Source organism: Aestuariivivens sediminicola (assembly GCF_022662015.1).
Classification (GTDB): Bacteria; Bacteroidota; Bacteroidia; order Flavobacteriales; family Flavobacteriaceae; genus Aestuariivivens; species Aestuariivivens sediminicola.
On record NZ_JAKMCM010000006.1, the window covers coordinates 185,331 to 201,404 of the forward strand.

A 16,074-nucleotide genomic window follows, 5' to 3' on the forward strand; every position below is an offset into this window, starting at 1 on the left:
GGTCTTGATCTTATCTCAATTTAGGAAAATCAGATGGATTAAATTCATGCATGACGTCATATACGGCTTCAAAAACATCTTCTGCAGAAGGTTTGGAGAAGTAATCTCCATCATTTCCATAGGCCGGTCTGTGGTCCTTGGCAGTTAAGGTTTTGGGTGCGCTGTCCAGATACTGATATCCCTTCTGGGTATTCAATACTTCATTTAGAATATAGGCTGAAGCACCCCCGGGAACATCCTCGTCAATTACCATTAGACGATTCGTTTTTGCTATACTTTTAACGATATCATGATTTAAGTCAAGAGGAATCAGAGATTGAACATCAATAACTTCGGCATCAATACCCACACTTAATAGCGCTTTGGCAGTATCCATAACAATGCGCAGGGTAGAACCATAAGACACCAGGGTAATATCTTTTCCTTCCTTAACGGTTTCAACGACTCCGATAGGTGTTCGTAGCTCGGAAAGGTTGCTCGGCATACGCTCTTTCAAACGATACCCATTTAAACATTCAATTACAATTGCAGGATCGTCGCCTTCGAGTAGGGTGTTGTAAAAACCGGCCGCCTTGGTCATGTTCCTGGGCACTAAAACAAAAATACCCCTTACCAGGTTCACAATACCTCCCATTGGAGATCCGGAATGCCAGATACCTTCAAGCCGATGTCCTCTGGTACGGACTATTAACGGTGCCTTCTGCATGCCTTTGGTACGATAGTGCAGCGTCGCCAGGTCGTCACTTATGATCTGAAGTGCGTATAACAGGTAATCCAAATATTGGATTTCTGCTATGGGTCGAAGCCCCCTTAATGCAAGGCCGATACCCTGTCCTACAATAGTGGCTTCTCGAATTCCGGTGTCCGCTATGCGGAGTTCACCGTATTTTTCCTGTAAACCTTCAAGGCCTTGATTCACATCCCCAATGTTTCCGGTGTCTTCCCCAAAAATAAGTACTTCGGGGTGTGTATTGAAAATGGCATCAAAATTATCCCGAATTATGATTCTGCCGTCAACCTGATTCAGTTCGTCATCTTGATAAATAGGTTTCACCTCTTTCACATGGATCGCGGAGCGCTCTGTTTCAGAGTACAGATGAGAGCTAAACTTCGGCTCGGTATCCTCGAGGACCTGAGTTATCCATTCCGACAGTTTACGTTTCTCATCAGATGATTCGCCGATGGTAAAACGCAGTGCGCGCCGCGCATAGGAAACCACATCCTTTCGGGTGGGTTCATTAATTGCGGACAAGTCTTTTAACAGCTTGCCTAAAAACACTCCATTTGGACTCGTATCAACCAGGGGTTGAAGGAGAGCAATAAGTGCTTTCCGATCCTTGCGAATCGGCTCTAAAAATTCCTCCCAGGTACTTTTCTTAATGGCCCGGACTTCTTTTTTAATGTTCCGTTCTAACTCCAAAAGCGATTCATTCGATGCAATACCGCTTTCGATGATCCATTCGCGCATTTTGATATTGCAATCGTGTTCGGCTTCCCAATCCAAACGCTCCTTACTTTTATAGCGTTCATGGGAGCCGGAAGTCGAATGTCCTTGCGGCTGGGTTAGTTCCTGTACATGAATAATTACCGGAACGTGCTCATGTCGCGCAATGGCAGCAGCCTCCTGATAGGTTTCGATAAGATTGGGATAATCCCAACCCTTAACGCGCAGAATCTCATAGCCCTTCTGCTCCTTATCCCTTTGGAAACCATTTAAAATTTCGGAAATATTCTCTTTGGTCGTTTGGTATTTTGCCGGCACCGAAATTCCATATTCATCATCCCATATACTTATAATCATTGGAATTTGAAGAACGCCAGCAGCATTTACCGTTTCAAAAAACAGGCCTTCACTGGTGCTGGCATTTCCAATGGTACCCCAGGCCACTTCGTTGCCATTGTTCGAAAATTTAGCGGCATCGATGGCTTTTAGGTTTTTGTAAATTTTAGACGCCTGAGCCAGTCCCAAAAGACGTGGCATTTGACCGGCAGTGGGGGAGATGTCTGCACTGGAGTTATACTGAGTCGTTAAATCCTTCCATTCTCCGTGTTCATCAAGACTATGTGTCACAAAATGACCACCCATTTGCCTCCCGGCGGACATGGGTTCCAGTTCTAAATCCGTATTGGCGTAGAGCCCGGCAAAAAAGTGCTCTACCGTAAATTCACCAATGGCCATCATAAAGGTCTGGTCTCTGTAATAACCTGAACGCCAGTCGCCTTTTGCAAAAGCCTTGGCCATAGCCAATTGAGGTACCTCTTTCCCGTCGCCAAAAATTCCAAATTTTGCCTTACCGGTCAAGACCTCTCGACGCCCCAATAAACTGCATTCCCGGCTTCTCAAAGCTGTGGCATAATCTTTCAAAACTTCTGCTTTGAAGTCCTCAAAAGTGATGTTGCTTTTTAAATCGGGGATGATATCCATTGTCTTGATAAAGTGCGTTGCAAATTTAACTAAAGTTTGTTGCTTTTGCAATTTATAGCTGTGTTAAATAATTGAATTATATTTAAAAAAGTTATTGAAATATAGAAAATAATTGAATATTATTCATTTTATTCAATTTAAACAGATAATATTTCAATAAATGGAATATCTAGAACCAGCGCCTGCGGAATAAGCCCAACAGAATCTGAGGGTCTACTGTAAATTTGATTCTAATTTTCTGATCGTAGTTAGGTTGTCCGATTTCCCAACCTAAATTGGAATATATGGGAAAATAAACTTCAAAATAATCGGTTACAAGATTGACTCTAATACCGGAGTCATAAACAAATTTCGGATGGCTATTATGGTTCTTGACAAAACCGATATCTCCATAGGCCAAAATATAGTTCCACAAGGTGGTACTGGTATTTAGAGTGGTTATCCATTGATTGGCAAAAGGCGTTTGCAGTTTTGATTTAAAGCCCCCTTCTGCATCGATATATTGCTGGCTGAAGATTCCCGTATTTTCAGATCGCCCCAGATACATGTAATCGAACAGATAATCTGTTGGTCTGTCCAGTGCGAAACTAAAATAATCCGATGCTGGATCATTGTTGTTTTCGATAAAGGTACCCGCAAATAATCTCAGATTTAACTGCCTGTTGCTCTCAAATAACTTTCTGTATTCATAATTGAAGGCCAGCTTACTGAAATTTTTAGCCACCTGAAAATCGACGTACCATTTGTTAAAATGAATTAGATTGTCATTGGAATGCACATACCTGGTATTAAACACAGTGTAATTGGGTTCTGAGGAACTCAATGTGTTATTGGGGTCTCTATCGCGATGTATGTCCACATATCGTATGACAAGGGATTGTCTTTTGTTCGACCTGAAATCATTGTCCTGTCGGAACATGAGGGTAACCGATGGAATGATCTGTCTTACGAATAAATCGTCCGCATAGGAGTTGTAGCTGGCTCTAATCCCATAATTCAAGGAATACAAATCGTTATTTTCGAAGTAGTGATTCATCCACATGGCACCTCCACCAGTCAGGGATTTGGACCTGAATGAATATTTTGGAGCAATCTTATAGTTAAAGCGCTTTCTCAGTAATGCCGTATTGTAGAAGCGCATACCGAGGGTTATCCCATCATAAATGTTGTTGAATTCAGCAATAGGAAGCACAAACACCTGGTTGTAATAAGGGTCTTCGACATCTTTGAAAAGGCGAAACTGCAAGGGTTTATTGTTGAAGAAAATTCCCTTTAAAGATTTCCAGTTGTCCCTCAAATTAATTTCAGGGATTAATTTTTCATAGTTTAAAACCAATTTATTGGCGTCCTGCTTTGGTATGGTGAGGGTCTTGCTCTTGTCTATGTTCTCTACCCAAATTTTAGAGATGATGCTATCGTTATTTAGCGTATACAGGGAGATGGGCATACTGTTATGACGCTTGTTCTTGATTGTCAGTGTAATGGAATCCTCAGCGTCATTAACATCCTTAATTCTGAAATCAATTTTTTTACGTGTTTCCAGGTAATCCTTGAAAAACCAGTCAATATTTTTTGAAGTTCGCCGTTTTAAAAAGCGCTCAAATTCCTCGCTCGAAGTTAATTGGAGCTTTGTGTTCATTAAAAATGTGCTGAGGCTTTTTTCTAGTACGTCAGCATTAATGAAGTCATCCAAATATTTGAGCCCAATCCCGGCTTTATATTTATTGGCTATGTTCTTATTGAATTTTAGGAGTGAATCCTTTGCCATAAGCAATGGTTGATCTCGGTTGGTCCTGGCCATAACCATATACCCGAACACATATTTTTCGTTGAAGGTCATATCTGCGGCACGAAATGAACGCACGCCCCAAAAGTCCGCTAATGACCCTAAAAACTTCATGTCGGGATAATATTCATCCACATAATTCATCAAATAAAAGATCTGAATGCCATCCAATAACCATTGGTCTCTCCTTGGATTGATCAATAAGGTGTTCTCCAGATAATTATGTAACACTAGTTTTAACAATTTCAGTTCATACTCAAAGTGATTCGGATAGGGTTTAACAAAGCTGGGTAAAAAATTCAACCCATAAATGGGGTCTTTCAAAAAATCTATCTGAGAGACGAGAAGCTTTTTATGTGGATATGCTCCGAAATTCTTTTTTATAAAATGAACGACTTTATCCGTTATTAAAGCTTTATCTATCTTCTCGAGACCTTCTTCATTTATACTTGAAAGAATTTCAATTCCCTTCGATTCCAGCGAATTAAATGTTGGTGTTTTATTTAAGTAAAGTTTTGTATTTATTCTATTAGAGCCGCTTAATTTGACAACCCGTTGTCTGGCCGTAGTTTCCAAGATGCCATCCACGTCCAGTTCGGAGGTCAAATAATAGGATTTTGGAAACTCAATCTCTAGATGCAGGTCGGATTTTGGAATAAACAGATCGTCTAAGTTCTTATTACTGTAGTAATGCCACTTACCATCATATACAGCCGGTGTTATATACCAATATCTCAAATTGAGATCACCTTCCGGTGTTATACCATAACTTGTAAATTTGTCTCTTGGAATTTTAACCAAATAGTTCAGGTCTAAGGTATAGGACTGTCCGGGAAGCACGGGAACGTTGAGATCCACTTTTATGACATCTATCTGATTTAGAAGCTGTTCATGAGGAACCTCAGCATTATGTTGCTTGATGGAGGTAATGACAGAGTATCCGCGTTCTTCATTTTTGGCCAGGTGGAAGTCATTAATATATTCATCGGCAATCCTTATGGCCAAGGGCGTGGTCTTGGTGGCGTAACTATTGTTCCAATCGTTTAAATAAATGGTACTTAAAGTATCCTGGGTGGTGTTGGTATAGGTAATGCTTTGAATAATGGCAATCTCTCTTTTTTCAATATCAAATTTTGCTTTTACGTCTATTTTATTTTGACCAAAGGCAAGAGATTGAAAGAGGAAGCATATTAAGATACTAAAGAGACTTGACTTCAAATTATTAACATTTAGGCTTTTAAGATATCATTCAAGGCGTTGCAATATAGCGAATTATACGTTTATTTATGGGTCATCCAAAATAGGAGAACTTCACAGGTTTTCAATCAACATGGACATAAATGGGGTTAAAAATTCGGGCTTAGGCGCGATTCCTTATAGAATGCATCTAAAATATCTATAACCTCGTCCGCTGTGTCCACAACATGTATTAAGTTGAGATCGTTGGGACTGATGTTCGAAAATTTAGCTAAAAGCGTGTCCTTAACCCAGTGCAATAGACCTTCCCAAAAATCGGATCCCACCAAAATGATTGGAAATTTTTCAATTTTTTTTGTTTGTATAAGCGTAAGGGCCTCAAAAAGCTCATCCAATGTACCGAATCCCCCCGGCATGACGATGAACCCCTGAGAATACTTAACGAACATCACCTTGCGAACAAAGAAATAGTCGAAATCTAGACTCTTATCCTTATCGATATAAGGGTTGTCGTGTTGTTCAAAAGGCAGTTCTATATTCAGACCGACGGAAGTTCCTCCGCCTAAATGAGCACCCTTGTTCCCCGCTTCCATTATTCCGGGGCCTCCGCCTGTAATTACACCATAGCCGGATTCTACTATTTTCCGTGCAATCTGTTCTGCTAATTTGAAGGTTTCATGATCAGGTTTGGTCCGGGCTGATCCAAAAATGGAAACGCAGGGTCCGATTTGACTCATTTTCTCAAAGCCATTTACAAATTCTCCCATGATTTTAAATATGGCCCAGGAGTCGTTTGTTTTGATCTCATTCCAACCTTTGTGGTGATGTTGTTTTCTCATAGCACGTCACTAAAATTCAATTTTCTAATTTAATTCTTTTTTTAAAAACCTGGCGGTATAGCTTTTTTTATGGTTGATAATGGCCTCCGGAGCTCCTTCTGCCACTATTTTTCCGCCTTTTTTACCCCCTTCATAGCCGATGTCAATAATATGGTCGACCGTTTTAATAACGTCCATATTATGTTCTATGATGAGCACTGTGTTTCCCTTATTCACCAATTTATTCAGGACTAACATAAGAACTCTTATATCTTCGAAATGGAGTCCTGTTGTTGGCTCATCGAGTATATAAAAGGTGTTGCCTGTATCTCTCTTACTTAATTCGGTCGCCAGTTTGATGCGTTGTGCTTCACCGCCGGACAGTGTTGTGCTCTGTTGGCCCAAGGTAATATAGCCCAGTCCCACATCCTTTATCGTTTTTAATTTATTATAAATTTTAGGAATGTGCTCAAAAAATGCCACAGCTTCATTGATGGTCATATTTAATACATCGCTGATGGATTTGCCCTTATACCGTATCTCAAGGGTCTCTCGGTTAAATCGTTTCCCCTGACAGGTTTCACACTCCACGTAAACATCGGGTAAGAAATTCATTTCAATGACCCTCAAACCACCTCCTTTGCAGGTTTCACAACGTCCTCCGGATACATTGAAACTAAAGCGACCGGCTTTATAACCCCGTATCATGGCTTCCGGAATTTTGGCAAACAGGGCTCTAATCTCACTGAAAACTCCGGTATACGTGGCTGGATTGCTCCGCGGCGTTCTCCCTATAGGGGATTGATTAATATCGATGACCTTATCGATATGTTCCAGACCTTCAATACTTTTGTAAGGCATTGGCTTTTTTACACCATTGAAATAATGCGCATTTAAAATGGGATATAGGGTTTCGTTAATAAGCGTCGATTTTCCACTACCGGATACCCCCGTAACACCTATCATTTTTCCCAGTGGAAATTTAACCGATACATTTTTTAAATTGTTGCCGGTACAACCTCTCAACTCCAGATAGTTTCCATTACCCGAACGTCTTTTTTTGGGAACCTCGATTGCTTTGGTACCGTTTAGGTATTCTGCAGTTAGTGTATCATGCGATTTTAATTCGTCAAGGGGACCTATACTGATGATCTCACCGCCATGCCTGCCCGCCTCAGGTCCAATGTCGACAATATAATCGGCTCGTTCAATCATGTCTTTGTCATGCTCTACAACAATAATGGAATTTCCGATATCTCGCAATGACAACAACGAGTTAATGAGTTTTTCGTTATCCCGCTGATGTAAGCCGATACTCGGTTCATCCAAAATGTATAACACCCCAACCAATTGCGATCCTATCTGGGTGGCCAGACGAATACGCTGGGCTTCTCCACCGGAAAGCGATTTTGAACTTCGGTTCAGTGCCAGATAATCCAGGCCGACATCGCGTAGAAATTGTAACCTGGAATTAATTTCCTTAAGAATTTCCTCTGCAATTATAAACTGTTTATCCGAAAGATGATGTTTAAGGTCTTTGAACCATTCTGCCAACTCACCAATATCTAAGTTGACCAAATCGGCAATATTTTTATCATTAATTTTAAAATAGAGCGATTCTTTCTTAAGTCTTGAGCCTTCACAAGTCGGACAGGTAATTTTATCCATAAATTCCTTGGCCCAGCGTTTTAGAGATTTTGACTCTGCCGTTTTGTATTGTTTTTCAATAAAGTTGGCGACACCTTCAAAATCAATATTGTAATTACGCGTTACGCCCAAAGTTTTACTCTCGATCGAAAACTTTTCATTGCCTCCATACAAAATCATATGTTTGGCCGCTTCGGGTATGGATTTCCATGGATCGCTTAATTGAAATTCGAATCGCTGCGCAATGGTCTCGAACTGTTTAAAAATCCAACTTTTCTTTTCCGGACCATGCGGCGCCAAAGCGCCATTTTTTATAGATAATGAGGTATCCGGGATAATCTTGCTCTCATTGATCTGATATAGTTCACCAATCCCGTTACAATGCGTACAGGCGCCTTTTGGTGAATTAAATGAAAAATTATTGGGTTCCGGATTCGGGTATGAAACACCGGAGCTGGGACACATTAAATTTCTGCTGAAATATCGTAAGGCATTGGTGTCCTGATTAATGACTAGAAGTACATCGTTGCCATGGTACATGGCCGTATTGATGCTCTCGGTAAGTCTTTTATCCAGATCTGCTGAGTTATCGATCTTTAAGCGATCTATAACGATTTCAATATCATGTGATTTGTACCTGTCCAGTCGCATACCACTGACAATATCTCGTATTTCACCATCGGTTCGCACCTTGACAAAGCCCTGCCTGGCAATTTGTTGAAAGAGTTCGCGGTAATGCCCCTTTCGAGATTGAATGACCGGAGCAAGAATGTTAATGCGCTTACCGTTAAAGTTTTCGAGGATGAGTTGCTTAATTTGTTCATCACTATAACTTACCATCTTTTCCCCGGTATTGTAGCTGTAGGCATCACTTGCCCTGGCAAACAACAAGCGCATAAAATCATAGATTTCAGTTATCGTACCAACTGTTGATCGCGGCGATTTGCTAGTCGTTTTTTGTTCTATTGCAATGACGGGCGACAGGCCGTCTATTTTATCGACATCGGGGCGTTCTAAACCGCCTAAAAATTGTCTGGCATATGCAGAAAAGGTTTCAATGTAGCGGCGCTGCCCTTCAGCATAAATGGTATCGAATGCCAATGAGGATTTCCCACTACCGGATAGACCGGTAATGACCACCAGTTTTTCCCTGGGAATGGATACATCAATATTTTTTAGGTTGTGTACCCTTGCCCCTTTAACTTCGATAAATTCGTCAAAATGACCCATAAAATTTGCAAAAGTGCAAAGGTACGATTTTCAGTGTTAATTTGAAGATAGAATGGCATTGGAAAAAACAACTGGAAACAAATTAGTTTTTAAAAATTAATCTAAAAGCTCATAAATTTCTGCTTTATCATTGTTTATCGTAGCCAATAAATAGTAGGAGCCATTCATGTGGATCATACTGAGATTTTTGATCGCTTTATTACTGAAATCCAAACCAATTAAATGCCCCATTATGATATCATTTTCATTTTTTATCAAGGCCCCCGGAAAGGAGTCGAATTTACCATGAAATGGGGTCACACCAAAATAATTACCACCCGCTAAAATTTCATTTCTTCCATCGGCATTAAAATCGAAACTTAAAAAGGATGTTATCGGCGATACCTGTAATTCATTTTTAAAGGGCACAAATGAAAATACATTATCTTCATTTTTTAAATATCCGGATCTTAGTTCGTCAACCTCCAGAACTTTAGCTTTTTTTAGTTGGTCCTTACCTAAAATATTCTCAATCGGCTGACCTGCAAAATCTTTATATTTACTGAATATTTTACGCAAATTAACCAATTGCCCGGAAAGTTCATTTAGTCCTAACAGCGGATAATATTCACCGTTCTTATAGGTGCAAACTATAGTTTCGGTTTTACCGTTTTGGTCAAAGTCTGCATAATACATTTTCATCGGGTGCTCGGTTGACGCCTTGAACTTAGAATTGCTGCCCCAGTTTCCCAAAAGGTAATCTGTATCTCCGTCATTGTCAATGTCAAATGCTTCAATTTGTCTCCATAAGCCTCTTAATGCGGTGTCCATTACGGTTACTTCGGTAAAATCACCCTTATTGTTTTTGAAGAATTTCGGAGACATCCATTCTCCAACTACGATGAGATCGACCTGCCCATCACCATCAAAATCATCCCATATGGCATCCGTCACCATTCCTGCTTTTTGAAGTTTTTCATTGTTCAGAATTGAGAAACTGCCATTCTGATTTTTAAGGATGAATGAATTCGGAATATTACCAAAATCGTTGGATACCGCATGACTTCCAATAAAGACATCCAAATCCTCATCATTATCAAAATCGTTGGCAATGATTACGGATGCATTTTCGTAAAATTCCGGGAAGCTTTCTTTTTTAAAGGTATCCCTGGATTTTGTATAGTAATTATCGAGTAGTGGCTTAGTTTGATTTGAAAAATCACCCCCACCTGACCCGATAATGATGTCGTTCATTCCATCATTGTTAAAATCGGCAATAATGGCTTCGACATCTTCATATATGGGATCACTTAAAAATGGCAAGTCGTCCTGTTCAGTGAACGTCGTATCTGTTTGAAAAAATACTTTTGAGGCTATGGATTTTGATCCGCCAAAATAAATATCCTCCCTGCCATCGTTATTCAAATCACCTATGGCAACGGCTGGACCGCGATCTGATACGCGATAGGGAATGAGTTTCTGCCTATTAAAATCAAGGTAGTTGTCTTCAACATGTTTGAAATCAACACCTAAATTAAGATCCGTTTTTCTGAACAATGGCGTCGATGTTTTTAGTAATGCGTCATACTCAAAGGGTCTAACCTCATGAGGTACGACGGTTAAGGTGCGGTTTAAACGAATGTCTTTTAGGGTTTGACTCGTTTTGTTTGGCCATATGATCACCAGTGAATCTAAGGTGCTTACATCGCTAAAACCAAAATGCATAATCGGTTCCGACGACGATTGGAACCCTCTGGCCGTATAGAGTTCCTTATACTGAAGTTCGCCATCGTAATGTGCAAATACCTTAGTACCGATACCGAAGGGATTAGCATCTGAGTAATTAAATCTGAGTTTAATAAAATTGGCATTAGCCGGTTTTAAATCGTTAATTTGGTTAACATATATGGACGCCTGTTCATTAAGATTGCTCACCACGATATCCAAATCACCATCATTATCCAAATCACCAATAGCTGTTGCACCGGAAACAAATTTTTCATCCGGGATCCATTCGTTTGATACATCCTCGAACAGTAAGTTTTCACCTCCTTTAAACATGAAATTCCTAATCTTACCTGAAGGCATTGCATCAAGGGCTTTCTGGCTCATTAATTTTGATTCCTTCCGGTTATCCCCGATGTTGTCGCTGGAAAAGAAATTTGTAAAATCTAAATCATTAGGGCGTTTTAGGATGCCGTTGGTTACAAAAAGATCCTGTTTACCATCCTGATCGTAATCTGCAAAAAGACAACTCCAACTCCAGTCTGTTGCGGCCACACCGCTTAAGAGTCCTGTTTCTAAAAAATTGGCATTCTGCTGGTTAATATGGAGCATGTTTCTGGTGTACTGGTTATGATAACCAAACATCAGTTTTCTCATATTATGGGTTTGCACATTATCATCGCCCTGCGAGGATTTTAAAACCACCTCATCTTCAGGAAGCATATCCAATGACATGATATCAGGCCATCCATCCTGATTTAAATCAGCGACATCATTTCCCATTGAAAATCTGCTTACATGACCGAAATAATCCCTAAGTTTTTCTGAAAAGCTGCCATCGCCATTGTTCAAATAATAATAATCGTCTTCATAAAAATCATTACTCACATAGATATCGGGGTAGGCATCCTGATTAAAATCGGCAATAGTAACACCCAATCCATATCCACTGATACTACCAATAATACCTGCTGACTCACTCACGTCGATAAAAACATCTCCATCATTCCTTAAAAGTTTGTCACCAGTGCTGTAATTCCGTTTTTGACGCAAACTCACCCCCTTGTAGGAGTCATCCGTATGTACGGCATGATTTAGGAGATAGATATCCAAATCGCCATCCAAATCGTAATCTAAAAAGGCTGCAGAAGAGCTGTAGGACCTATGGTCCAGTTTATATTGCGCTGCACTTTCTGTGAAGGTCTCATCCCCATTATTTATATAGAGTTCATTATGGCCATTAAAGTCATTCAGCCCAACAACCGCGCAGACGTAAATATCCAATAGGCCGTCACCATTCACATCACCCATAACAGCACCAGTGTTCCAGGAGCTATGGCCAGATACACCGGCCTTGGCTGTGATATCCTCAAATTCCAGGTTGCCCTTATTCAGGAACAATTTGTTTTTTACCTGGTTACCCGAAAAGAAAATATCCGGTAAACTATCATTATTGATATCACCGATAGCTACACCGCCACCATTATAGAAATAGATGTAATCAAGAATGTTCAAGTCATTCGTTTCAGTGATGGTGTTGTTAAAGTCAATTCCGGTAGCTGCTGATGTGGCAGCAATAAATAAGGTTTCATTTTTATGTTTGCACGACATAAATAATAAACCTAGCAGCAATAGAAACTGAAAACCTCGCATGTTTAGAATTCTTTAAGGATAATTATGACTATAATAAGATTGATGTTTTAAGGAAAAGTCGAATTTGGTAACTAATATACGTTATTTGAATGTATGTTTTAAACGAAAATCATTTTTAACACAATACGGGCCTGAGTAACACTATTTCACCAGGTTTATATCTTTTTATTCTAAGGAAACGACGTTTGTTTAGACTTAAATAGTATAAATAGCTCTTTTAAATAAGAGGTTAATAGGTAATGATTATTGAGATGTAATAAGCGTAATTTTACCTGTTGTAATGTTTAAATATGGATGATCACAAAGACTATGAGGTGCATATTTTTTTATCTTGAACATGTATATGTAGGCAAAAAGTATACATGAGTTGAAACATATGGAAGGATTGCTATATTGGCACAATCATTTTATCATTATGCTTATAGAACTGTTCAAGTTTTGTATCATTGTATATATTTCTTTAGAACACAGTATAGAAATTAAATACAGCAATCAATAAAAAAAGGAATCATGAAATTATTAGGCATAGGCTCAAGAATTAATCATCCTGAATATGGCAAGGGTGTCATTACGAACGTAACGTCTCAGCATTATTGGGTAACATTCATGGAAAATGGTTTGGAAACCATAGATTTAGATAGTGAATTTGAAACGATTGAGGCCTGTCAGGATGTTGTTGATACAGTTAGTTTTTTCGAGGTAGAAAGCAGTTTAGTCCATATTTTAAAGAAATGGAGTGGTTTTTCGGAAACGGTTCCGATAGCGGACAAATGGAAGGGGGGAACCATGATCCTGCAGCCTGCCGATACCGCATTGCAGAGTAAGGAGATTCCAATTGACACCTTTTTTCATAAAATTACCATGGTCAGGGACCGATTGCGCGTTATGGAACAGCGGATTAACTCAAGTGATCTGGATGAACAGGGGAAAATAGATTTGCAGCAGTACATTACAAGAATTTACGGCAGTTTAACAACCTTTAACGTGCTGTTTAAATCGAAATCACATCAGTTTGTAGGTCAGAGAGGTAAATAGTTCAGTTGGTGTGTTAATGTGGTCTTAATCTGAGTCAAGAACCGCATCTTGCTTGTGGGATGCCAGAGCTTATAGCTTCTTAGAGAGCCGTTTTTATATTTTCTATCTCCAAGCCAAAAAATAAAAACTTATGAAATGTAGGAAGCTGAGCACCGGTGGTCGTAGTGGTCCAGTCGTTCCATGAGGCCATTAATCCATCGATAGGTAAGATGGACGTCCACATCTTAAAAGCAATCGGCCTGTGCTCCTTGTTAAGGATCCAGAGATAGGAATCTCCTGGTGTGGAACCTCCTAGTGTATACGTAACCAGTAGGGCTTCACCCTGGTCATCGGTTACCAGTTGCCGCTTTACCCCATCGTCAAATACCTTATAGGGCGCTACCAGCCAGAATGAGTCATTATTAAAATAGGAAATCGCTTTTTCAATGAGTTCGTTTGCCATAGGACCGTCTTTTATGAATCCATGGACATAAGCCTTATGAGCACCGGAACCCGAAAGGTTTAAATTAACCCGAAAATCCTCCCATAGGACATCGCAATGTTGTTTGTTTTTATACCATTTGTAGTGCCGACGCTTTTTAAAGGTCCATTCGATGTACGCCGTATTCTTGAAAGCTTCGTAATTTAAAGATTCCAGCATTTTATGAGCAAGGGCATCGGCGGGTTCACCCGAAACGCCGTTGGGCAGGGGTTCGTTATATTTAAAATATAAAAACCCGTAGAGTAAAAGACTGGGCAATGTTAAGAACACCAAAACTCCAACCAGTATTTTCAATATTTTTTTAAATGTCATGTCAGCCCCAATTTTAGAAATGCCATTGCATCCCTCTTTGGCTAAAATATTAATTGTGGTTGAGTAAAAGAAAGAAAAAAGCTAAAAACCGACTGCCGTATCATCCCCTCGACGATCTGCACCACCCTCTAACTTTTTATCCTTTAAAACAAGTATTCCATCGACTTTGCCGATTACTGGCGAGTCCTCCAGGTTGATGGTATATCCTAAATTCTCCAGACTATTTATAAGCGTCGTATCAAATGAATGGGGTTCCATTCTGATTTCATCGGGTAACCACTGATGGTGGAACCGAGGTGCATTTACAGCGTCCTGCATGGTCATATGAAACTCATGCACATTCAAAATAGTCTGTAATACCGAAGTTATAATGGTGGATCCACCGGGTGTACCAACAGACATATAAAGTTCCCCATTTTTTTCAACAATGGTAGGTGTCATAGAACTGAGCATTCGTTTTTCAGGGGCTATGCTGTTGGCCTCAGCACCGATGAGACCAAACATGTTTGGGGCCCCCGGTTTGCTGCTAAAATCGTCCATTTCATTATTCAGGAAAAAACCCAGTTCAGAGCAATAGAGTTTTGAACCATAGGCCCCGTTAAGCGTGGTTGTTGCGGAAATGGCATTTCCAAATTGATCGACAATCGAATAATGGGTGGTTTCATTGCTTTCAAAAAGCGCAATGTTTCCATGGCTTATGTCGCTGGACTTCGTCGCCCTCTCGAATGAAAAGTTCTGCATGCGATGGTTTAAATAACGCACATCCAACAAGGTGTCTAAAGGAATATCAACGAAATCAGGGTCACCCAGATAAAAACTTCTATCGGCGTAGGCTCTTCGCTCGGCTTCGGTCAATACCTGTATGGTTTTTAGGGTATTATGGCCATAGGCATGCAGATCGAAAGGTTCGATCATTTTCATAATCTGTGCCAGACAAACACCGCCACTGGCAGGAGGTGACATCGAGATGATTCTCAGATCATCATAGGTGAAAACAACAGGTGTACGCCATTTGGCCTCATATTTCTCCAAATCCTCCAAGGTCATGATGCCACCATTGTCCTGGATAAAATCGACTAGAATTTTTGCTGTTCTTCCTTTATAAAAACCGGCCTTTCCATGAAGCGCTATGTGCTCTAAGGTTTTAGCCAAAGCAGGATATTTGATGGTGTCATTTTCCTTCCAATGCCGATCAAAGGGAATGCTGTCTTTATTGGCTTTAGGAAATAAAGGTTGGTATTTTTGTATCCGTTTTTCTTGCTTTTGGGTAACGACAACACCGCGTCTTGCCAAGGCAATCACGGGTTTTAAAATGGAGTCCATGGGGATGGTTCCAAATTTTTCATGAACGGCAAATACGCCAGCCACTGTTCCCGGTATGCCAACCGCCATAGCACCAATGATACTTTTGTTGGGGATCACCTTGCCAATGGAATCGAGAAACATATCCTTGGTGGCAGCCAGGGGGGCCTTTTCCCTGTAATCAATCGCCCCAATGGCACCATCATTGGTCCTGTAGACCATAAATCCGCCACCTCCCAGATTCCCTGCGAATGGATAGGCCACTGCCAGAGCTAGTTCTGTTCCAATCATGGCATCAAAGGCGTTGCCTCCCATCTTAAGAATGTCACTCCCTATTTGAGAAGCCTCTATTCGTGCCGATACCACCATGGCCTTTTCGGTTATTAATCCGCTTTCAGGAGTTCGTAATTCTGAAGACTCTCTGGAATCCTTGCATGCAAAACCAATTAAGAGAAGTAGGGATAGATAAAAACCTTTATTCATT

General features: G+C 40.2%; 8 protein-coding genes. 1 reads left to right on the forward strand and 7 read right to left on the reverse strand.

The window, feature by feature from the left end; genetic code table 11:
* Positions 1–10: 10 nt before the first annotated feature.
* From MR041_RS13640 to MR041_RS13660, 5 genes are all read right to left on the reverse strand, one after another.
* Positions 11–2,425, reverse strand: coding sequence for an alpha-ketoacid dehydrogenase subunit alpha/beta (locus MR041_RS13640; protein ID WP_242094835.1), 2,415 nt, complete (start codon positions 2,423–2,425; stop codon positions 11–13).
* 169 nt (positions 2,426–2,594) lie between these two features.
* Entirely contained in the window at positions 2,595–5,429 is a 2,835-nt protein-coding gene (locus MR041_RS13645) for a gluzincin family metallopeptidase (RefSeq protein ID WP_242094803.1), read from the reverse strand.
* A gap of 128 nt (positions 5,430–5,557) precedes the next feature.
* Positions 5,558–6,247 carry an LOG family protein gene (locus MR041_RS13650; protein ID WP_242094804.1) on the reverse strand — a complete coding sequence of 230 codons (690 nt, stop codon included), beginning with the start codon at positions 6,245–6,247 and terminating at the stop codon, positions 5,558–5,560.
* 24 nt (positions 6,248–6,271) lie between these two features.
* Positions 6,272–9,103 carry an excinuclease ABC subunit UvrA gene (gene uvrA / locus MR041_RS13655; protein WP_242094805.1) on the reverse strand — a complete coding sequence of 944 codons (2,832 nt, stop codon included), beginning with the start codon at positions 9,101–9,103 and terminating at the stop codon, positions 6,272–6,274.
* Between the two features lie 96 nt (positions 9,104–9,199).
* The gene (locus MR041_RS13660) at positions 9,200–12,418 is read right to left on the reverse strand and encodes a VCBS repeat-containing protein (protein ID WP_242094806.1); all 3,219 of its coding nucleotides are present in this window, start codon (positions 12,416–12,418) and stop codon (positions 9,200–9,202) included.
* 552 nt (positions 12,419–12,970) lie between these two features.
* Between MR041_RS13660 and MR041_RS13665 the strand changes: the two genes are divergently transcribed.
* Positions 12,971–13,495, forward strand: a complete 525-nt coding sequence (locus MR041_RS13665) for a hypothetical protein (RefSeq protein ID WP_242094807.1) — start codon at positions 12,971–12,973, stop codon at positions 13,493–13,495.
* 79 nt (positions 13,496–13,574) lie between these two features.
* Here MR041_RS13665 and MR041_RS13670 read toward each other — a convergent pair whose 3' ends face one another.
* Positions 13,575–14,288 (reverse strand): hypothetical protein, encoded by a 714-nt coding sequence (locus tag MR041_RS13670; RefSeq protein WP_242094808.1) that lies wholly within the window; start codon positions 14,286–14,288, stop codon positions 13,575–13,577.
* An 81-nt stretch (positions 14,289–14,369) separates the two neighbouring features.
* Positions 14,370–16,073 (reverse strand): gamma-glutamyltransferase, encoded by a 1,704-nt coding sequence (gene ggt, locus MR041_RS13675; protein ID WP_242094809.1) that lies wholly within the window; start codon positions 16,071–16,073, stop codon positions 14,370–14,372.
* Position 16,074 lies beyond the last annotated feature (1 nt).